Source organism: Phocaeicola coprocola, from assembly GCF_041333015.1.
GTDB classification, from domain to species: domain Bacteria; phylum Bacteroidota; class Bacteroidia; order Bacteroidales; family Bacteroidaceae; genus Phocaeicola; species Phocaeicola coprocola.
On record NZ_JBGKGM010000001.1, the window covers coordinates 1,385,019 to 1,404,738 of the forward strand.

Sequence of the window (19,720 nt, forward strand, 5' to 3'; positions counted from 1 at the left end):
CATTCATATATGCAGAAACAGAAAAGTAAAAGAAATATATTTGGCGGGCATAGGATGCTTTTAGCAGGTATCCTATGCCTGTTCGGCTTTTGTTTGCTGGCACAAAAACCTGTACAGAGTCGTGTGAAGAAGACTTCGGAAGATACGACTAAAGTACGAAAGAGAGAGGCCACTCCTCAAAAACAGCCGGCGAAAAGTAAAGTTTATCTGATACATTCCGATTTGTTGCGTAAGGATTCCCGAAATCCGGATGCTCAGGTTGTGGTGGGAAATGTTGTTTTCCGTCACGACAGTGTGTATATGTATTGCGACAGTGCTTATTATTACGATAAGATCAGTTCGTTTGAGGCATTCAGCAATGTGAAGATGAATCAGGGAGATACGCTTTTCTTGTATGGCGACCGCTTGTATTACGATGGTAATACACAGATAGCTGAAGTACGTATGAATGTGCGTATGGAGAATCGTAATACGACCTTGCTGACAGATAGCTTGAATTATGACCGTGTGTATAATCTGGGATATTTCTTCGACGGAGGAACCTTGATGGATGAGCAAAATGTGCTGACTTCGGAGTGGGGAGAGTATAATCCCGGTACTAAGCAGTCTGTCTTCAATTATAATGTGAAACTGGTAAACCCTCAGTTTACACTGACTTCTGATACACTGGAATATAATACGGCAAGTAAGGTGGCAAATATTGTCGGTCCTTCGGATATTCTGAGTGACAATAACCATATCTACTCAGAACGTGGTACTTACAATACGATGACGGGAAAAGCATATCTGCTGGATCGTTCAGTTCTTACAAACGAGGGAAAACAACTGACGGGTGACTCTTTGTTTTATGACCGTAACGAAGGATTGGGTGAAGCATTCCGTAATATGGTACTGACCGATACCATTAACAAGAATATGATGACGGGAGAATACGGCTTTTATAATGAAAAAAGAGGATATGCGTTTGCTACCGATAAGGCCGTTGCCATCGACTATTCTCAGGGAGATAGTTTGTTCTTGCATGGAGATACACTGCTGATGGAAACTTTCCATCTGGATACTGATTCAATGTTCCGCGAAATGCGTGCTTTCCATAAAGTTCGTTTTTACCGTACCGATGTACAAGGAGTGGCCGATTCATTGGTCTTCTCGTCAAAAGACAGTTGTCTGACAATGTATCGTGATCCGATTTTATGGAATGAAAGTCAGCAGCTGGTAGGAGAGAAAATATGTATTTATATGAATGACAGTACTATCGACTGGGCACATATCATCAATCAGGCTTTATCTGTAGAACAGTTGGATACGACGAAATACAATCAGGTAACAGGAAAGGAAATGAAGGCATATTTCCGTGACCGCCAGATGTACAAAACAGAAGTGATCGGATCGGTACGTGTGGTTTATTATCCGATGGACTCGGACAGTACGCTGATTGGTATGAATGTATCCGAAACAAGTAAGCTGGATATCTATCTGGAGAATCAGAAACTGGAGAAAATGGTGATGAGTCCAAAATCGAACGGTACACTTTATCCTATCACTCAGATTCCTTCGGGAACTGATAAGTTGCAGAATTTTGTATGGTTCGACTATATACGTCCGCTGAACAAGGAAGATATATTCAACTGGAGAAGCAAGAAAGTGGAAGACCAGTTGAAGAAGAACGTACGTGGACCGGTAGAATTGCCAAACCAGCATTTATTTGAAACCAAAAAGGAGTAGCGCTATGGGAATGTTTACGATGAGAAAACCACGTGCATATCACCATGAGTATATTTACGTGGACGAACGAAAAGAAAAATTACAGAAGATAGAGGAAAACGCAAAGCGTGACCTGGGTATGCTTCCCCCTAAGGAATTTTCTCCCGAAGATATACGGGGTAAGTTTATCGAAGGTACAACTTATCTGAAACGCCGTAAAGAAAGCGGACGTAAGCCTTTGAGTTATGCTACCATATTTGTGGCAATAGCTGTACTTGCATATATTTTGCACTATTTGGTGACTGGAGAATTTACTTTTTAAACTTTTCATGTTATGAGCGATGTAATCCGTTTGTTGCCCGATTCCGTAGCCAACCAGATTGCGGCGGGCGAAGTGATACAGCGCCCGGCTTCTGTGGTAAAGGAGTTGGTTGAAAATGCCATCGACGCCGGAGCACATCACATAGACGTTTTGATAACTGATGCAGGCAAGACTTGTATTCAGGTGATAGACGATGGAAAGGGTATGTCGGAAACAGATGCACGTCTGGCTTTTGAGCGTCATGCTACGTCAAAAATACGTCAGGCAGCCGATTTGTTTGCTCTTCATACCATGGGATTTCGTGGAGAGGCGCTTGCTTCTATCGCAGCAGTAGCTCAGGTTGAACTTCGTACCTGTCAGGAAGGAGAGCAACTGGGTACTCGTATTTGCATTTCTGGTTCCAAAGTAGAGAGCCAGGAAGCGGTGGCATGTCCGCACGGAAGTAATTTTTCAGTTAAAAACCTTTTCTTCAATATTCCAGCCCGCCGTAAGTTCCTGAAATCCAATCAGACAGAACTGAGCAATATCATTACGGAATTTGAACGTATTGCTTTAGTCAATCCTGAAGTATCGTTTACACTTCATCATAATGATACGGAGATGTTAAACCTTCCGGCTATTCAGTTACGCCAGCGTATTATGGGAGTATTCGGGAAGAAGCTGAATCAGGATTTGCTGTCGCTTGATATCGAAACCAGCATGGTGAAGATACATGGATTTATCGGAAAGCCAGAAACGGCACGTAAGAAAGGAGCCCGTCAGTTCTTTTTTGTCAACGGCCGATACATGCGTCATCCTTATTTCCATAAGGCGGTAGTCGATGCTTATGAAAACCTTATTCCTGTAGGGGAACAAGTTTCTTATTTCATTTATTTTGATGTCGATCCGGCAAATATTGATGTAAATATTCATCCTACAAAAACTGAAATAAAATTTGAGAACGAGCAGCCTATCTGGCAGATCCTGTCGGCGGCAGTAAAGGAAACCCTAGGTCGGTTTAATGCAGTTCCTTCTATTGATTTTGATACGGAAGGTATGCCTGATATTCCGGCTTTCGATGCTGCTCCGGTTTCGGGAGTTCGTCCTCCTTCTACATCGTACGATCCGTCGTATAATCCGTTTAATGTTTCATCGGTTCCTCCTTCACAATATTCACCTTCTTCTTATCAGAAGCAGCATGTAGAATGGGAGCCTCTGTTTCAAGGACTGGAGAAAAAGGGTTCATCTTCGTGGGATATGCCTGCTTCTCCTATACCTGATGAAACTTGGAGTGAACCTGAACAACAGCCGGAACCAATGCTGTATGATGAACATGCTGAGGGAGCGATAGCCGAAAAGTCGGCGCAACACTATCAGTATAAGGGAAGCTATATTCTGACATCTGTCAAATCCGGGCTGATGATCATTGATCAGCAGCGTGCGCATATCCGTATCTTGTACGATCAGTACATGAATCAGATCGCAAATCGGAGAAACGTATCACAGCGTATGTTGTTTCCAGATATGGTACATTTTTCTCCGGCAGAAATACCTGTATTGGAGGAGATTATGGATGACCTGACAGCATTGGGCTTTGAACTTAGCAATCTTGGAGGAGGTTCGTATGCTATTAATGGAATTCCGGCTGGTATTGAAGGACTGAATCCGGAAACATTGGTAACAAATATGGTACAAACGGCAATCGAGAAAGGTTGTAAAGTAAAGGAAGAAGTACAAAGTATGTTGGCTCTGTCACTGGCAAAAGCTGCGGCTATCGTGCCGGGACAGGTATTGACAAATGAAGAAATGAATAATCTGGTAGATGAGCTTTTTGCTGTTTCTACACCTAACTATACACCTGATGGCAAAGTGGTACTTTCTGTATTGAAAGAAGATGATCTGGAGAAACTTTTCAAATAACCTGATGTTTTTGAAAAACTTCAGGATGTTTTAGATAAAACTTGCGCATGTTTTTTATAAAATATGCGCAAGTTTTTTTATTGCTTTATTTTAAAGTGAAAATCAGACGATTATCCTGACTTAACGCTTCGTCGAACGTAAAGCCTTCCCATTCGAAACTTTTCAGTGATTCTATATCTTCTATGCGGTTTTTTAGAATGAAACGGGTCATTTCTCCTCTGCACATTTTAGCATAAATAACTACTGTCGTAGGTTTGCCATTCTTGTATACCATGAACTCCGGTGTTACAACTTCTACAGCTCGAGTAACCTCTTTCCAATGGAACAGATCCTTCATTTCGGCGCTTGCCAGATTTATCAGGAGATTTCCCTGTTTTTTTATTTCGGTTATGAAATATTCTGTCAGCAAAGGTCGCCAGTATTCGAACATCGTGATATCTCCGTGTTCGGGCATGCGTACGTCGCCTTCCAGTCGGTAATTCTTGATTAAATCCAGTGGTCGCAATAATCCATAGAGAAAAGAAGTGATAAACAGATGCTGCTGCGCATACTTCCAGTCTTCTTCTGTGAAATCTTTTGGATTGAGGCGTTTGAATACAATCCCTGTATAAGCCAGCAGTGCCGGAAGCGAAGGGGCATCGGGAGATAAAAAGTCATGATAGCGGAGCACGTTTTCGGCTGCCAGCTTATTGTTTATGCGCAGTAAGCGGGTCAACTCTTCGGTACTGAACTGTGCCATGTGCATGGCATTTTCGTGAGCTTCTTTTTCGAAATAGGGAACAGTCGTATAGGGAACTTGCTGGCGGCTGCGTGCAGTCATTGTCTTGGCACACGAAATATAAATCATCATAAGCTGTTGCTGTTTTTGTTAAATCTCATTACAAAGATACATTTCTGCAAGGGTTTTTGTTCGGAAAAGACATATATTTGTTGACGATAGATAGGATTGTTTTATTTAATTCTGATAATATATGATGAAATCGTTGAAAATCGGTGGCCTGATAATGGCTCTGATGCTGTTTTTTGTGGGAGCTCATGCTCAAAATAGTGTGGAAAAGGTAAAGATAGGCGATACAATGCCTCAGTTTACATTAAACTCGGATGTATACGGACAAGTGACTCCTTCCGATTTGAAAGGGAAGGTGGTGCTGGTAAGTCTGTTTGCTACTTGGTGCGGACCGTGCCAGAAAGAGCTTGCAGAAGTGCAAAGCACGCTTTATCCGAAATATAAAGATAACGAGAATTTCCGTTTGTTGGTAATTGGACGTGAACATACAGATGCAGACCTGACCAAATACAATGCGCGTAAAAAGTTTACTTTCCCGCTTTATCCTGATCCGAAACGTGAAGTATTCTCGCTGTTTGCCGACCAGAGTATTCCCCGCGCTTATCTGTTTGGTAAGGATGGTAAACTGATTTATACTTCTACCGGGTATACTCCGGAAGAGTTTCAGAAACTGATGGATACTATCGAAGAAGCTTTGAAATAATTTATTTGCCAAGATGCCATGAATGAGATAGAGAAAATGCGTAGCGGCCTGCTTGCCGATTTCAGTGCTCCCGAAGTGCAAGACAGCTTCCGTCATTGTAAGAAACTGTTGGCTAAGTTCCGTACCATGTCGACTTACGACGATGATTATCGTACGGTTTTGGAGGATTTAATACCGGGTATTCCTGAAACATCTGTCATTATGCCTCCTTTCCATTGCGACCATGGGCATGGAATACGGCTGGGCGAACATGTATTTGTGAATGCCGGATGTACTTTTCTGGACGGGGCTTATATTACGATAGGTGACTATACCCTGATTGCCCCTAACGTACAAATATACACTCCGCATCATCCTATCGATTATCGTGAGCGTCGTGCTTCGAAAGAGTATTCATATCCGGTTACGATTGGTAAGGATTGCTGGATAGGTGGAGGAGCCATAATTCTTCCAGGAGTAACTATCGGAGACCGCTGTATCATCGGGGCTGGCAGTGTGGTGACAAAGGATGTTCCATCTGATAGCTTAGCGGTAGGTAATCCGGCAATAGTGAAGAGGAGATTGGATAGCAAAGAATAATAGTACAATCAATAAAAACAGCCATGTCATCACTCAATGGAATTATGAGTCTGATATGGCTGTTTTTTATTTGTCAGTTATAGTGTATATAACTTTTCAGAGCATATTCAATGGCTGCACAACTTAATTTTATTTGTATTCTTGCCAGCTCTTTATCTGGATATCTTCCTGCTTCATCTGGCAGAAGGCTTCGATGAATGCCTTAGCAAGACGTGCATTGGTCATCAACGGAATATTGTGGTCTATTGCACCACGACGGATACGATAACCGTTTGTCAGCTCACGTTTAGAGTGATTTTTCGGAATGTTGACTATCAGGTCAAACTTATGTTCGGCTATCATTTTCATCACGTTGTTTTCTGCATGCGGACGTTCATCTGGCCAGAATACTGGTGTGGTAGGGATTCCGTGTGAATTGAGGAAGGTTGCAGTTCCCGCTGTAGCATAAATGTGATAACCGTTTTTGCTTAACATATGGCTTGCATCCAGTAAATCTACTTTCGATTTGGTTGCTCCCGAAGACAACAGGATAGATTGTTTTGGAATCTTGTATCCGGTTGCTATCAGAGAATTGAGCAATGCTTCGTTGAAATCGTCACCCAAGCATCCCACTTCTCCGGTAGACGACATGTCTACTCCTAGTACAGGGTCGGCATTTTGCAAGCGTGCGAATGAGAATTGAGAAGCCTTAACTCCGATGCGGTCGATATCGAATGCCGATTTGTCCGGACGGGTATACGGTGCATCCAGCATGATACGGGTAGCAGTCTCGATGAAGTTGCGTTTCAGAACCTTGGATACAAACGGGAAGCTACGAGATGCACGCAGGTTACACTCGATTACTTTCACTTCGTTCTTACGTGCCAAGAACTGAATGTTGAATGGTCCGGATATATTAAGTTCTTGGGCAATACGACGGCTTATCTTTTTGATTTGTCGTGCCGTAGAGAAATAGATCTGCTGGGCAGGGAATACAAGTGTAGCATCACCAGAATGTACACCGGCATATTCGATGTGTTCAGAAATGGCGTATTCTACAACTTCACCGTTTTGTGCAACTGCATCGAATTCGATTTCTTTGGTTTCCTGCATGAACTGTGAAACAACTACAGGATATTCTTTCGATACTTCACTTGCCATTTGCAAGAAACGAGTCAGTTCTTCTTCGTCATAACATACATTCATGGCAGCTCCACTCAGTACGTACGATGGACGAACCAATACCGGATAACCGACTTTTGCAACAAATGTCTTAACATCGTCCAGGCTTGTCAATTCCTGCCATGCAGGCTGGTCAATACCCAGCTGGTCGAGCATAGCGGAGAATTTGTTACGGTTTTCGGCACGGTCGATGGAAATCGGAGAAGTTCCCAGGATAGGAACAGACTGGCGATAAAGCTTCATGGCAAGGTTGTTCGGAATTTGTCCTCCTACAGATACAATAACGCCACGAGGCTGTTCCAGATCTATTACATCGAGTACACGTTCGAACGAAAGTTCATCGAAGTATAGACGGTCGCACATATCGTAGTCGGTAGAAACTGTTTCCGGATTATAGTTGATCATGATGGACTTATATCCCAGCTTGCGTGCTGTCTGGATAGCATTGACCGAACACCAGTCGAATTCTACAGATGAACCGATGCGGTAAGCACCAGAGCCAAGTACTACAACTGACTTTTCATTCTTGTAATAGTTTACATCATATCCGTCTGCTCCATACGTCATATAGAGGTAGTTTGTCAGTTCCGGATGTTCGGATGCAACAGTATTGATGCGTTTCACGGCAGGCAGGATGCCTAGTTTTTTACGATATGCACGTACGGCAAGGTTTTCTTTTTCCATGTTGCCGCTGGTTGGTTTCAATACGAAACGTGCGATCTGGAAGTCAGAGAATCCCAGCGCTTTTGCTTCTTTCAAGACTTCTGCTGGAAGTTCTTCCAATGAATTGTATGATTGCAGTTTAACTTTGTAATCAACAATGTTTTTTAATTTTCCGATGAACCAAGGATCTATTTTGGTCAGGTCGTAAATACGCTGGATATCATACCCTTCTTCCAAAGCCTGAGCAATGGCGAAGATTCTCAAGTCGGTCGGGTTGGCAAGCTCGTCGTCCAGATTGTCGAAACGTGTGTGGTCGTTGCCTACAAAGCCATGCATGCCTTGTCCGATCATACGAAGTCCTTTCTGGATGATTTCTTCGAATGAGCGTCCGATTGACATGATTTCACCTACAGATTTCATACTGGAGCCGATGCGGCGTGATACACCGACAAATTTGGCTAAATCCCAACGTGGAATCTTGCAGATTAAATAATCGAGTGAAGGAGCTACGTACGCTGAGTTCGGGGTACCCATTTCACCGATTTCGTCGAGTGTATATCCCAATGCTATTTTGGCTGCGACGAATGCCAGCGGGTATCCTGTGGCTTTTGATGCCAAAGCAGAAGAACGGCTGAGGCGGGCATTTACTTCAATTACACGGTAGTCGTTTGTATCGGCATTGAAAGCATATTGGATATTACATTCTCCAACAATTCCCAGGTGTCGGATACATTGCTTAGACAAATCCTGTAACATAGTCACCTGCTCTTGAGTCAGTGAACAAGTAGGAGCGACTACGATAGATTCGCCTGTATGAATACCCAGCGGGTCGAAGTTTTCCATGCTTGCAACTGTAAAGCAGTGGTCGTTTGCATCACGGATTACTTCAAATTCTATCTCTTTCCATCCCTTCAGTGATTCTTCTACCAATATTTGTGGAGAGAATGTGAAAGCACTTTCTGCTAATTCAATAAATTTAGTTTCGTCCGGGCAAATACCGCTACCCAGTCCGCCCAATGCGTATGCCGAACGGATCATAACCGGATAACCGATTCTGCGTGCTGCGGCCAGCGCATCTTCCATATTTTCTACGGCCTGGCTGACTGGAGTTTTCATTTCTATTTCATCCAGTTTTTTGACGAACAAATCACGGTCTTCGGTATACATGATAGCTTCTACCGATGTTCCCAGTACCTGTACGCCATATTCTTTCAATACTCCTGTCTGGTATAATTCTGTACCGCAGTTCAAGGCTGTTTGACCTCCAAAAGCAAGCAGAATACCGTCGGGACGTTCTTTTTTGATGATTTCAGTTACAAAGTAGGGAGTAACCGGTAGAAAATATACTTGGTCGGCAATGCCTTCCGAAGTTTGGATAGTAGCAATATTAGGATTTACTAATACAGAGCTGATGCCTTCTTCACGCAAGGCTTTCAATGCCTGCGAGCCTGAATAGTCGAATTCTCCGGCTTGGCCGATTTTAAGTGCGCCTGATCCGAGTACCAGGACTTTCTTTAATTCTTTCTTCATGGTGTTTATTAATAGATTTATTGGTTGTTCTCTCAATATCTTATATATGCAAAGAAACAATTAATTTTGAAGAAAACAAAGGATTTGCTTATCTTTGCTGCTAATTAATAATTATCAAAAATTTAATAATGAAAAAGGAGAAAATTATACTTACCGGCGACCGTCCTACCGGGAAACTGCATATCGGACATTATGTAGGTTCATTACGTCGTCGTGTGGAACTTCAGAATTCGGGACTCTACGATAAAATATTTGTTTTCGAAGCTGACGGACAGGCTTTGACTGATAATATTGATAATCCGGAAAAAGTACGTCAGAATGTAATCGAAGTGGCTTTGGATTATCTTGCTGCGGGACTTGATCCGGCTAAGTCGACTATTTTTATTCAGTCGCAAATTCCGGAACTTTATGAATTGAGTTTCTATTTTATGGATTTGGTGACTGTTTCTCGATTGCAGCGTAATCCTACAGTAAAGACTGAAATTCAGATGCGTAATTTTGAAACAAGCATTCCGGTAGGTTTCTTTACTTATCCTATCAGTCAGGCTGCTGATATTGCTGCTTTCAAGGCTACTACAGTGCCTGTTGGTGAAGATCAGGAACCGATGATTGAACAAACAAGAGAAATCGTTCGTCGATTCAATCATATTTACGGAGAAACATTGGTTGAACCGGAAATTCTTCTGCCGGATAATGCTGCTTGTATGCGTTTGCCGGGAACGGATGGTAAGGCTAAGATGAGTAAATCATTAGGAAACTGCATTTATCTTTCAGATTCGGCCGATGAAGTAGAAAAGAAGGTAAAAAGTATGTATACAGATCCTACTCATATTAAAGTCAGCGATCCGGGAAAACTCGAAGGAAACTGCGTATTTACTTATCTGGATGCTTTTTGCCGTCCTGAACATTTTGAACGTTACCTGCCCGATTATCCGAACTTGGATGAACTGAAAGCTCATTACACTCGTGGAGGACTGGGAGATATGAAGGTGAAGAAGTTCCTGGCTGCTATTATGCAGGAAGAACTGACTCCGATACGCGAACGTCGTAAAATGTTTGAGAAAGATATTCCGGCTGTCTATGATATGTTGAAAAAAGGATGTGAAGTTGCTCGTGAAACTGCTGCTCAGACAATGGATGAAGTCCGCCGTGCTATGAAAATCAATTATTTTGATGATGCTGCTTTAATTGAAGAGCAGGCAAAACGCTTTGGACAGGAATAAAAATCCGGTTATATTTATAAATCAGAAATCGCCATTCAGCATTGTATATATTTAAGGTATACATACTGGATGGCGATTTTTATTATGTACTTTTCGAACAAAATGAATATTTTTTCTGTTTTTATTCTATCTATATATCTATTTGTTTATCTTAATTATATCGCTTATGAAAAAATTTACATTAATCTGCACGTTTATGTTTCTGTTTTTGGGCGTTGGACTGGCTCAAGAGTCTTCTTACCAGTTGTCTAGCCATATCTTGGATATAACTCAGGGAAAACCGGCTCCTAATGTGAAGATCAGCCTGTACAAGCAGCATACAGATGGAAAATGGTTGATGGTGGAGGAGAAACTGACTGATGAAAATGGTCGTGTAAAAGATTTCCTGAAAGAAGATGGTACGGAACATGATGGAATATATAAATTGGTTTATCACGTAAAGCTATATTTTGACTTGTTGGGTCAGGAAACATTTTACCCTTTTATTGAAGTTGTTTTTGAGTTGAAAGGAAGAACTCACTATCATGTGCCTATAACTTTGTCGACTTATGGTTACTCAACTTATAGAGGAAACTGACCTGAAAAGGGGGATAGATAGAGGTTTGAAGCTTTGAAATAATACTGTTTTGTGTACTTTATGGCAGTTTTAGTGAAAAAAATGAGGCAAATATTTGCATATTCAAAATAAAGCCGTACCTTTGCAACCGCAATTGAGAACGAGATCTCGGGCGTTTAGCTCAGCTGGTTCAGAGCATCTGCCTTACAAGCAGAGGGTCGGCGGTTCGAATCCGTCAACGCCCACTCCGAATTTTTTCTCGTTCTTTAATTGGCTTTTGGGGCGTTTAGCTCAGCTGGTTCAGAGCATCTGCCTTACAAGCAGAGGGTCGGCGGTTCGAATCCGTCAACGCCCACTTCCCAAAAGCATAAATGGTCAAATTTTCCCCTTTGGGGCGTTTAGCTCAGCTGGTTCAGAGCATCTGCCTTACAAGCAGAGGGTCGGCGGTTCGAATCCGTCAACGCCCACTAAATTAAATATTGATTTCGGACGTTTAGCTCAGCTGGTTCAGAGCATCTGCCTTACAAGCAGAGGGTCGGCGGTTCGAATCCGTCAACGTCCACTGAGGAGTTTCACATGAAAAGTGAAACTCTTTTTTTATGTTTTTTTTTTTTTAATGAACCTTTTCTTGGAAATTCTTGTTTATTAAGTAATAATACAAGAATATGAGGCATTTAATATTGGCAGATAATCAGGCAATAACTCGTTTGGGAGTGAAATATTTGGCTTTGGAGGCTGGTAGAGAGCTTTCCTCGATTAAGGAGGCTGTCGGTTTGCAGGAATTGTCGATGATGCTTTCGTCTTATCCGGATTCGGTTGTCATTATTGACTATACTTTGTTCGATTGTACGGCTGATCAGCTTTGGATACTGAAAGAGCGTTTTCCTCAATCTGTTTTTGTACTGTTTAGTGATGCTTTAAGTGAGAGCTTTATCAGGCGGATGGTTTTGGGAGGCATTCAGTTTAGTTTATTGTTTAAAGATTCAGATGTGCACGAGGCTGCTGCTTGCCTGGATGAGGCTGAGCAAGGGCGGCAGTATATTTGTATGAAAGCAAAAAGTTGGTTGTATGAAAAAGAGCGGGATGCTGTTTCTGATATGCCACAGCTGACAATGACAGAAAAAGAAGTTCTGCGTTCTTTGACGTTGGGTAAGACTACTAAAGAAATAGCAGCGGAACGCTTTTTAAGTGTTTATACAGTAATGACGCATCGCAAAAATATTTTCAGGAAGTTGAATGTGAATAACGCTCAGGAAGCGATACGGTATGCCTTAAGGGCAGGAATAGTTAATGTTGCAGAGTATTGTATCTGATATAAACAGGTGTAGTGTCTTTAATACTACTAGCCTTTGAAAAAACTCCTGCTTTTGGTCTTTGTTTATTTATGTGACCAATAGCAGGAGATTTTCATTTTGTAACTTATGATTATAAGTAAATCTATTCAATTTTTCTCTTTTGAAGCAATTGCTTAAGGGTTGTCTCTTTCAAATTAAGAACGTAGTCTTTTCGATAAATTATGATGCTTATACTTTCTCCAATGCCTGAGCTAAGTCTGCTATTAAATCGTCTATATGCTCAGTTCCTATGGACAAACGTACTGTACCTGGTTTGATATGCTGCTCTTCCAGCTCCTTTTCATTTAATTGTGAATGTGTGGTAGTTGCAGGATGAATAACTAGTGATTTCATGTCGGCCACATTAGCAAGTAGGGAAAATATTTCTAAGCTGTCGATAAAACGTTGAGCTTCTTTTATTCCGCCTTTGATGTCAATCGTAAATATAGATCCTCCGCCTTTTGGAAAATAACGTTTATATAGCTTGTTGTCTGGATGCTGAGGTAGGGATGGATGATGCACGGCTTCTACCTTGGGATGTTTGCTTAGATAATCTACTACTTGCAGGGCATTAGCTACGTGTCGTTCAACACGAAGTGAAAGAGTTTCTAGGCCCTGTAATAAAAGGAAAGCGTTGAACGGGCTGATTGCTGCTCCTGTGTCACGTAACAGAATAGCTCGGATACGGATTATATAGGATGCGTTTCCGGCTACGTCGCAGAAACGTATTCCATGATAGCAAGGGTCTGGTTCCGTTAGTTGTGGAAATTTTCCAGATGCTTTCCAGTCAAAGTTTCCGGAATCGATGATAACTCCTCCGAGGCTAGTTCCGTGTCCCCCGATAAATTTAGTCGCAGAGTGTATTACAATATCTGCTCCGTGTTCTATTGGACGAATCAGATAGGGAGTACCGAAGGTGTTGTCTATTATCAGAGGTATTTTATGTGCATGAGCTATTTGGGCAACAGCTGCTATGTCGATGATATTCGAGTTAGGGTTACCCAGTGTTTCGATAAAAATAAGTTTGGTGTTCTCTTGTATGGCTTGTTCGAAATTTTTCACTTGACATGGATCTACGAAGGTTGTGGTTACTCCTGATGCAGGCAGTGTATGTGCCAGCAAGTTGTATGTCCCACCATAAATTGTATTGGCGGCTACGATATGGTCGCCGGTACGAGTGATGTTTTGAAACGCATATGTGATGGCCGCTGCTCCGGAAGCAACAGCAAGAGCAGCAACACCTCCTTCTAGTGCAGCCATACGTTTTTCGAAGACATCTTGTGTTGGGTTGGAAAGTCTTCCGTAGATGTTTCCTGGATCTTGTAAGGCGAAGCGTGCAGCTGCATGAGCTGAATTATGAAAAACGTACGAAGTTGTCTGATAGATAGGGACGGCTCGTGCGTCTGTAGCTGGGTCTGCCTGTTCTTGTCCTACGTGGAGTTGGAGTGTTTCGAAATGAAGTTTTTTGATGTCCATAGTTGCAATGATTTTGTATGTTACTGTAATTCTGTTTTAAAGCGGATATTCCTCAAAGGCATAAAGTACGGTTGATAAATATCGTTCTCCGGTATCGGGCAGCAATACGACGATGTTTTTATCTTTATATTCTGTCATTTGGGAAAGTTGCAGGGCTGCAAATGTTGCAGCTCCCGAAGAAATACCGACCAAGAGTCCTTCTTGGAGGGAAAGTTCTCTTCCTGTTCGGATGGCATCGTCGTCCTTGACTCTTATTATCTTATCTACTACTTGTGTGTTGTAGGTGCTGGGGATAAATCCGGCTCCTATACCTTGTATCTTATGCATACCCGGTTTTTCACCAGAAAGGACAGCTGAGCTGTCTGGTTCTACTGCTACGATTTCGATATTGGGATTGTATGATTTCAGTCCTTCACCTACACCGCTTAATGTTCCTCCAGTTCCGATTCCTGCTATGAATACGTCTACTTTTCCGTCAGTATCCTGCCAGATCTCTTTTGCTGTAGTCAGAGAATGGGCTCTAGGGTTTGCTGGATTTTCAAATTGCTGCAGAATGACTGTTCCTGGTGTGTTGTCGCGAAGTTCTTCTGCTTTCTTTATGGCTCCGCTCATTCCTTCGTTGCCGGGAGTTAGGACTAGCTCTGCTCCCATGGCTTTTAATAGGTTTTGGCGCTCCGAACTCATTGTTTCAGGCATGGTGAGTACGGCTTTATAGCCTTTTACGGACGCTACCCATGCAAGACCTACACCTGTGTTGCCGCTTGTCGGTTCGATGATAACTGAGCCAGGTCGCAGGATGCCTTTTTGTTCAGCATCTTCTATCATAGCAAGTGCAATGCGGTCTTTAACACTCCCTCCGGGATTGAAAAATTCCAGTTTTGCAATAATATTTGCCTTTGCTTTATGCGTTTGGCTTAGGTGTTGCAACTTTAGTAAAGGGGTGTTTCCTATCAATTCTGTAAGATTTTGGTATATTTTTGCCATAGGTCTTTGTTTTTGGGGGTTGCTTTATGGCAAAGTTAAGAGATTATTTGGGGAATAGCAATACACCATTTAGGGTATATTGTAGAAAATGGGGAAATAAAAAAAAGAGAAGCATTTGCTTCTCTCGGTAGTTGCGGAGGCCTGACTCGAACAGACGACCTTTGGGTTATGAGCCCAACGAGCTACCAACTGCTCCACTCCGCGATGTTATTTTTTTGTAGTTGCGGAGGCCTGACTCGAACAGACGACCTTTGGGTTATGAGCCCAACGAGCTACCAACTGCTCCACTCCGCGATGTTATTTCTTAATTGTGGTGCAAAGGTAAGGGTTTTATTTTGAAAAACAAATTTTTGGACGAATTATTTGATCTTTTTTGTGTATTTCTTCGTGAAAAATGTAGATCTATGCATCTTTTTTTACTTTTTCTTGCCGTAAATATTAAAATCTATTAAGTAGATTTTTTTGTTTTTTCTTAGAATATCTGACGCTGGAAGAAAAGTTTGATAGATAGATTTACTGCCGTATTAGGTTAAACTTTGATGTTTTTTTATCCTTTAGCTGAAAAAATCTCTCGGCGACAAGAGCTTGTAAGATTCATTTTGGGGAGGATAAAGGCAAAAGAACTCATAAACTCTGTCGCTTACAGTGGAAAATCTGGTCTGAATTTGTGTAGATAAAAGAAAAACAGTAATTTTGCTCACAATAATGTAGATTGTGCAATAGGAGAGTTAGAATGACTGTATTGAAGACCAGAGCCAAGTTAGTAGACGTTGCCCGACAGCTATTCGCCAAGAAAGGAGTTGAGGCTACGACAATGAATGATATTGCCGTGGCATCTAAAAAAGGCCGTCGTACTCTATATACTTATTTTAAAAGTAAAGATCAGATTTATATGGCTGTGGTAGAGTCGGAACTCAAGATGCTTTCGGATACAATGGATAAGGTTGCCAAGAAACCGACTGTACCCGATGAGAAAATCCTGGAGCTGATTACTACACATCTTGATATTATTAAAATGGCGGTTTATCGTAATGGTACGCTCCGTGCTGATTTCTTCCGTGATATTTGGCGTGTAGAAGCAATGAGAAAGTATTTCGACAACAACGAAATAAAGCTTTTTCGTGAAGTCTTGAGAGAAGGAAAAGAACAAGGGCTGTTCGATATAGATAATGTAGAGATAACCGCCGATATATTGCATTACTGCATCAAAGGAATCGAGGTACCATACATTCGTGGACAGATAGGAGAGGATCTGGACGACGAAACCGGCTGGCGGTATGTGTCTAAAATCGTGTATGGTGCTTTGGGATGTCGGAAAGAAAAATAAGTTTAATCTTTTAAATATAACAAATCATGGGATTATTAACAGGAAAAACAGCTATCGTAACCGGTGCTGCTCGTGGTATCGGTAAAGCTATTGCAATGAAATTTGCTGCCGAAGGTGCAAATATTGCATTTACAGACTTGGTAATTGATGAAAACGGAAAGAATACAGAAGCTGAAATTGCTGCATTGGGAGTAAAGGTTAAAGGTTACGCTTCAAATGCTGCCAGCTTTGAAGATACTGCAAAAGTTGTTGAACAGATTAAAGAAGACTTTGGTACTATCGATATTCTGGTTAACAATGCAGGTATCACAAAAGACGGTTTGATGATGAGAATGAGTGAAGCACAGTGGGATGCCGTAATCGGTGTTAACTTGAAATCTGCTTTCAACTTTATTCACGCTTGTACTCCAATCATGATGCGTCAGAAGAGTGGTAACATCATCAACATGGCTTCTGTTGTAGGTGTACATGGTAACGCCGGACAGTGTAACTACTCTGCATCAAAGGCAGGTATGATTGGTTTGGCTAAGTCTATTGCTCAGGAACTTGGTTCTCGTGGTATCCGTGCAAATGCTATTGCTCCGGGATTCATCATTACTGATATGACAGCAAAATTGTCTGACGAAGTAAAAGCTGAATGGGCTAAGAAGATTCCTTTGCGTCGTGGAGGTACTCCGGAAGATGTTGCAAACATCGCATTGTTCCTGGCTTCTGACTTGTCTGCTTATGTATCAGGTCAGGTAATTCAGGTAGACGGTGGTATGAACATGTAATATTTAGTAAATAATTTGTAGGTGAAGAATGAGGAACCTACATGCAGTCAATATTTGTCTCTGCATCGTATTCTTCATTCTTCATCTTTTTTATTTTATGGCATTATGACCGTAGTATACGAAGACAACCATATTATTATAGTAAATAAAACGGCTTCCGAAATTGTGCAGGGTGACAAGACTGGAGATATACCTTTGTCTGAAACTGTAAAACAATATCTGAAGGAAAAGTATTCCAAGCCTGGTAATGTGTTTTTAGGCGTAGCACATCGTCTGGACCGACCTGTAAGCGGACTGGTGGTTTTTGCTAAAACCAGTAAAGCTTTGGCTCGTCTGAACGATATGTTTCGCAACAGTGAAGTGAAGAAAACTTATTGGGCCATCGTGAAGCAGTGTCCTCCTGCTGAAGAAGGGGAGCTGGTACATTATTTGGTACGCAATGAAAAGCAAAATAAATCGTATGCTTACGATAAAGAAGTGAAGAACTCGAAGAAAGCTGTTCTTAACTACAGACTGATAGGGCATTCACAAAATTATTATTTGCTGGAAGTGGATTTAAAAACCGGACGGCATCATCAGATTCGTTGTCAGCTTGCAAAGATGGGATGTCCCATTAAAGGTGATCTGAAATATGGCTTTCCACGGTCGAATCCTGACGGAAGTATTTGCCTGCATGCGCGTAGGGTACGGTTTATTCATCCGGTATCGAAAGAACCGATTGATATAACAGCACCTGTTCCTTCCGGTAATTTATGGAATGGCTTCGAAATGAACAAATAAAAAGAGAAAACGAGGACGCTTCACAGCGTCCTCGTTTGTTAAAAACACATAGGCATCTTCATTTTCTTGTCAAAAGGTTGTATTTCAGGGGGAAATCAACCTTTCTCTCTTTTGTTTTTATGGGGTTGGGTTTATAGTTTAGTTTTTGCCTTTTTTTATGTTGTATAGAGTGTGTGTATCCAATTCTCTCGTAAGAGATATATTGCAATCATCGTGCCAGAAAAAAGGGTTTTATTTAATTCTTTGATTTATAAATGTTTGGGCAAAACTGTGACTTCCTGTAGATTGGGGAAAGTGTGGAATGTGTAGAAAAAACTGTGGAATAAATCCATAGTTTTGTGGAATTTTTTCTTCAATGAATAAATTTTCAGGAGAAATATTACCCGATATTATACAGTTTCATTTTATTGTATAATGTTTTACGGTCTATCCCCAGCAACAGTGCTGCTTTGGTTTTATTATTTCCCGTTTGTTGCAAAGCATTCATTATCCGTTTCTTTTCTGCTTCTTCATCGTGTAAAGCAAATGATGATGTAGCAGGACTTACGGGCTGTGCGAGAATCTCTTCTCCTAAATCGTGTACAGTAATAAATTCTCCTCGTGCCAGCAACGTAGCACGTTTGACAATATTTTTTAGTTGACGCAAGTTGCCTGGCCACGAATAGCGTTGAAGTGCTTCACTTGCAGCAGCGTCAAAACCGATCAACGTACGTTCCAGTTCTCGGTTTGCCTGGTCCAGAAAGAAATTAGCAAAGAGCAGAATATCTTCGGGACGCTCTTTCAGGTCGGGCATTCGTAGGGTAAATTCATTAATACGATGATATAAATCTTCGCGGAATGTACCTTTAGCTATAGCTTCCTTCAGGTTTTCGTTGGTGGCACTTACAAGTCGTACATCCACCTCTATTTCCTTGGTCGAACCTATTCTGCGAATACGGCGTTCCTGTAAAGCACGCAGCAGCTGAACCTGTACCTCGTAACTCAGGTTTCCTATTTCATCGAGAAATAAAGTACCTCCGTTGGCTTCTTCAAATGCACCTACTTTATCATTTAGCGCTCCGGTAAATGAACCTTTTATATGTCCGAAAAACTCAGATGCAGCCAAGTCCTTGGGTATCGATCCACAGTCTATTGCTATGAAAGGCTTTCCATTTCGTTTACTTAGTTCATGGATTCGGTGTGCTACATATTCTTTTCCCGTACCACTTGCTCCATTTATGAGAACAGACATTTGAGTAGGGGCAACCAGACGGACATAACTGAATAATTGGTGAGCTGCTTCACTTTCACCTTCCAGAAAACTTTGCGGAGTATTTTTTTCAATATGCGCTTCACTAGGCGTAGCAGGAACTTCAGATTTTTGGATAGCTTCTTTTATCTTTTTCAGCAATTCGTCAGGCTGAACTGGTTTCGCTATATAGTCGCTTGCTCCTTGTTTTATGGCCTGTACGGCAGTCTGTATTTCGGCATAACTCGTCATAATAATAAAAGGAGTAGTGCACGACTGGCTGCGAAGCCATACCAGCAAATGTATTCCGTCTTGGTCAGGAAGCCGTAAGTCAGACAATATGAGGTCGTAAGAACGTGCTGAGAGTTGTTTCTTGGCACGTGAACTACTACCTGCCGTATCAACTTCGAAACCTTTTTTCCCCAACCATGTTTTCAGCATGGTAGCAAAAGTTAAATCATCTTCGATTATGAGAATAGACGGAGTCATATATTTCTTTTTATCCGGTATGTTACAAATAAAAAAAGCCTTGTTGTCCTAATGGATTTAGTTTGTGGTAATACGTGGAGAAACAGTGGCCTCTTTTACAGAAACACTTTGTTTTTTCGCAAATATTCTGCTCCTTTTTCGGAGTTTTACTTCATTCTTTAATTCATTTTTCTGGTATTCCAAGGCTGTAATCTGATACAAA

Annotated in this window: 16 protein-coding genes and 6 tRNA genes; 15 read left to right on the top strand and 7 right to left on the bottom strand. The window is 41.6% G+C overall.

From position 1 onward, the window contains the following. The first annotated feature begins 9 nt into the window (after nucleotides 1-9). Genes ACDG22_RS05785 through mutL form a run of 3 tightly spaced genes read left to right on the top strand, consistent with a single transcriptional unit; the run spans nucleotide 10 to nucleotide 3,925 of the window. A complete protein-coding gene (locus ACDG22_RS05785) occupies nucleotides 10-1,725 on the top strand; it encodes an OstA-like protein (protein ID WP_007570052.1) in 1,716 nt (571 codons plus the stop codon). A gap of 4 nt (nucleotides 1,726-1,729) precedes the next feature. Beyond that, the gene (locus ACDG22_RS05790; protein WP_007570054.1) at nucleotides 1,730-2,026 is read left to right on the top strand and encodes a hypothetical protein; all 297 of its coding nucleotides are present in this window, start codon (nucleotides 1,730-1,732) and stop codon (nucleotides 2,024-2,026) included. A gap of 12 nt (nucleotides 2,027-2,038) precedes the next feature. Further along, nucleotides 2,039-3,925 (top strand): DNA mismatch repair endonuclease MutL, encoded by a 1,887-nt coding sequence (mutL, locus tag ACDG22_RS05795; RefSeq protein ID WP_022125990.1) that lies wholly within the window; start codon nucleotides 2,039-2,041, stop codon nucleotides 3,923-3,925. An 85-nt stretch (nucleotides 3,926-4,010) separates the two neighbouring features. Here mutL and yaaA read toward each other — a convergent pair whose 3' ends face one another. Beyond that, entirely contained in the window at nucleotides 4,011-4,775 is a 765-nt protein-coding gene (yaaA, locus tag ACDG22_RS05800) for a peroxide stress protein YaaA (RefSeq protein ID WP_007570059.1), read from the bottom strand. Nucleotides 4,776-4,899: 124 nt separating this feature from the next. On the opposite strand from yaaA, the gene ACDG22_RS05805 reads away from it, so the two are divergent. Together ACDG22_RS05805 and ACDG22_RS05810 are read left to right on the top strand one after the other, a co-directional pair. After that, complete coding sequence (locus ACDG22_RS05805) at nucleotides 4,900-5,415, top strand: TlpA family protein disulfide reductase (protein ID WP_177593673.1); 516 nt, start codon at nucleotides 4,900-4,902, stop codon at nucleotides 5,413-5,415. An 18-nt stretch (nucleotides 5,416-5,433) separates the two neighbouring features. Continuing rightward, nucleotides 5,434-5,994 carry a sugar O-acetyltransferase gene (locus tag ACDG22_RS05810; protein WP_007570062.1) on the top strand — a complete coding sequence of 187 codons (561 nt, stop codon included), beginning with the start codon at nucleotides 5,434-5,436 and terminating at the stop codon, nucleotides 5,992-5,994. Between the two features lie 129 nt (nucleotides 5,995-6,123). Here ACDG22_RS05810 and carB read toward each other — a convergent pair whose 3' ends face one another. Further along, on the bottom strand, nucleotides 6,124-9,348 hold the full coding sequence (gene carB / locus ACDG22_RS05815) for a carbamoyl-phosphate synthase (glutamine-hydrolyzing) large subunit (protein ID WP_270230148.1): 3,225 nt from the start codon (nucleotides 9,346-9,348) through the stop codon (nucleotides 6,124-6,126). 128 nt (nucleotides 9,349-9,476) lie between these two features. Between carB and trpS the strand changes: the two genes are divergently transcribed. From trpS to ACDG22_RS05850, 7 genes are all read left to right on the top strand, one after another. Continuing rightward, on the top strand, nucleotides 9,477-10,571 hold the full coding sequence (trpS, locus tag ACDG22_RS05820; RefSeq protein WP_022125987.1) for a tryptophan--tRNA ligase: 1,095 nt from the start codon (nucleotides 9,477-9,479) through the stop codon (nucleotides 10,569-10,571). A 166-nt stretch (nucleotides 10,572-10,737) separates the two neighbouring features. Continuing rightward, nucleotides 10,738-11,148 (top strand): hydroxyisourate hydrolase, encoded by a 411-nt coding sequence (uraH, locus tag ACDG22_RS05825; protein WP_007570069.1) that lies wholly within the window; start codon nucleotides 10,738-10,740, stop codon nucleotides 11,146-11,148. 149 nt (nucleotides 11,149-11,297) lie between these two features. Then, nucleotides 11,298-11,372 (top strand) — tRNA-Val (locus ACDG22_RS05830). Nucleotides 11,373-11,407: 35 nt separating this feature from the next. Continuing rightward, a tRNA-Val gene (locus ACDG22_RS05835) sits at nucleotides 11,408-11,482 on the top strand. Nucleotides 11,483-11,519: 37 nt separating this feature from the next. Beyond that, a tRNA-Val gene (locus tag ACDG22_RS05840) sits at nucleotides 11,520-11,594 on the top strand. A 20-nt stretch (nucleotides 11,595-11,614) separates the two neighbouring features. Continuing rightward, nucleotides 11,615-11,689: transfer RNA gene (locus tag ACDG22_RS05845), tRNA-Val, on the top strand. Nucleotides 11,690-11,792: 103 nt separating this feature from the next. Further along, complete coding sequence (locus ACDG22_RS05850) at nucleotides 11,793-12,440, top strand: helix-turn-helix transcriptional regulator (RefSeq protein WP_177593035.1); 648 nt, start codon at nucleotides 11,793-11,795, stop codon at nucleotides 12,438-12,440. Nucleotides 12,441-12,650: 210 nt separating this feature from the next. On the opposite strand, the gene ACDG22_RS05855 is transcribed toward ACDG22_RS05850, so the two are convergent. The 4 genes from ACDG22_RS05855 to ACDG22_RS05870 form a co-directional block, all read right to left on the bottom strand. After that, entirely contained in the window at nucleotides 12,651-13,937 is a 1,287-nt protein-coding gene (locus ACDG22_RS05855; protein WP_007565247.1) for an O-acetylhomoserine aminocarboxypropyltransferase/cysteine synthase family protein, read from the bottom strand. A gap of 36 nt (nucleotides 13,938-13,973) precedes the next feature. Then, nucleotides 13,974-14,921: a cysteine synthase A gene (cysK, locus tag ACDG22_RS05860; protein ID WP_177593034.1), complete on the bottom strand. Its 948-nt coding sequence runs from the start codon at nucleotides 14,919-14,921 to the stop codon at nucleotides 13,974-13,976. A 131-nt stretch (nucleotides 14,922-15,052) separates the two neighbouring features. Continuing rightward, nucleotides 15,053-15,125, bottom strand: a tRNA-Met gene (locus ACDG22_RS05865). 17 nt (nucleotides 15,126-15,142) lie between these two features. Next, a tRNA-Met gene (locus ACDG22_RS05870) sits at nucleotides 15,143-15,215 on the bottom strand. 439 nt (nucleotides 15,216-15,654) lie between these two features. Here ACDG22_RS05870 and ACDG22_RS05875 point away from each other — a divergent pair. The 3 genes from ACDG22_RS05875 (at nucleotide 15,655) to ACDG22_RS05885 (ending at nucleotide 17,801) form a co-directional block, all read left to right on the top strand. Continuing rightward, on the top strand, nucleotides 15,655-16,248 hold the full coding sequence (locus tag ACDG22_RS05875) for a TetR/AcrR family transcriptional regulator (protein WP_022125187.1): 594 nt from the start codon (nucleotides 15,655-15,657) through the stop codon (nucleotides 16,246-16,248). A gap of 26 nt (nucleotides 16,249-16,274) precedes the next feature. Continuing rightward, complete coding sequence (gene fabG / locus ACDG22_RS05880) at nucleotides 16,275-17,021, top strand: 3-oxoacyl-[acyl-carrier-protein] reductase (protein WP_007565253.1); 747 nt, start codon at nucleotides 16,275-16,277, stop codon at nucleotides 17,019-17,021. Nucleotides 17,022-17,126: 105 nt separating this feature from the next. Further along, on the top strand, nucleotides 17,127-17,801 hold the full coding sequence (locus ACDG22_RS05885) for an RluA family pseudouridine synthase (protein ID WP_007565255.1): 675 nt from the start codon (nucleotides 17,127-17,129) through the stop codon (nucleotides 17,799-17,801). Nucleotides 17,802-18,180: 379 nt separating this feature from the next. On the opposite strand, the gene ACDG22_RS05890 is transcribed toward ACDG22_RS05885, so the two are convergent. Next, nucleotides 18,181-19,518, bottom strand: coding sequence for a sigma-54-dependent transcriptional regulator (locus ACDG22_RS05890; protein WP_177593033.1), 1,338 nt, complete (start codon nucleotides 19,516-19,518; stop codon nucleotides 18,181-18,183). Between the last annotated feature and the right edge of the window lie 202 nt (nucleotides 19,519-19,720).

Excerpts from the sequence above, each read along its gene's own strand:
- ACDG22_RS05785 (WP_007570052.1), top strand. The coding sequence starts at position 10 with ATGCAGAAACAGAAAAGTAAAAGAAATATATTTGGCGGGCATAGGATG.
- ACDG22_RS05790 (WP_007570054.1), top strand. The coding sequence starts at position 1,730 with ATGGGAATGTTTACGATGAGAAAACCACGTGCATATCACCATGAGTAT.
- mutL (WP_022125990.1), top strand. The coding sequence starts at position 2,039 with ATGAGCGATGTAATCCGTTTGTTGCCCGATTCCGTAGCCAACCAGATT.
- yaaA (WP_007570059.1), bottom strand. The coding sequence starts at position 4,775 with ATGATGATTTATATTTCGTGTGCCAAGACAATGACTGCACGCAGCCGC.
- ACDG22_RS05805 (WP_177593673.1), top strand. The coding sequence starts at position 4,900 with ATGAAATCGTTGAAAATCGGTGGCCTGATAATGGCTCTGATGCTGTTT.
- ACDG22_RS05810 (WP_007570062.1), top strand. The coding sequence starts at position 5,434 with ATGAATGAGATAGAGAAAATGCGTAGCGGCCTGCTTGCCGATTTCAGT.
- carB (WP_270230148.1), bottom strand. The coding sequence starts at position 9,348 with ATGAAGAAAGAATTAAAGAAAGTCCTGGTACTCGGATCAGGCGCACTT.
- trpS (WP_022125987.1), top strand. The coding sequence starts at position 9,477 with ATGAAAAAGGAGAAAATTATACTTACCGGCGACCGTCCTACCGGGAAA.
- uraH (WP_007570069.1), top strand. The coding sequence starts at position 10,738 with ATGAAAAAATTTACATTAATCTGCACGTTTATGTTTCTGTTTTTGGGC.
- ACDG22_RS05850 (WP_177593035.1), top strand. The coding sequence starts at position 11,793 with ATGAGGCATTTAATATTGGCAGATAATCAGGCAATAACTCGTTTGGGA.
- ACDG22_RS05855 (WP_007565247.1), bottom strand. The coding sequence starts at position 13,937 with ATGGACATCAAAAAACTTCATTTCGAAACACTCCAACTCCACGTAGGA.
- cysK (WP_177593034.1), bottom strand. The coding sequence starts at position 14,921 with ATGGCAAAAATATACCAAAATCTTACAGAATTGATAGGAAACACCCCT.
- ACDG22_RS05875 (WP_022125187.1), top strand. The coding sequence starts at position 15,655 with ATGACTGTATTGAAGACCAGAGCCAAGTTAGTAGACGTTGCCCGACAG.
- fabG (WP_007565253.1), top strand. The coding sequence starts at position 16,275 with ATGGGATTATTAACAGGAAAAACAGCTATCGTAACCGGTGCTGCTCGT.
- ACDG22_RS05885 (WP_007565255.1), top strand. The coding sequence starts at position 17,127 with ATGACCGTAGTATACGAAGACAACCATATTATTATAGTAAATAAAACG.
- ACDG22_RS05890 (WP_177593033.1), bottom strand. The coding sequence starts at position 19,518 with ATGACTCCGTCTATTCTCATAATCGAAGATGATTTAACTTTTGCTACC.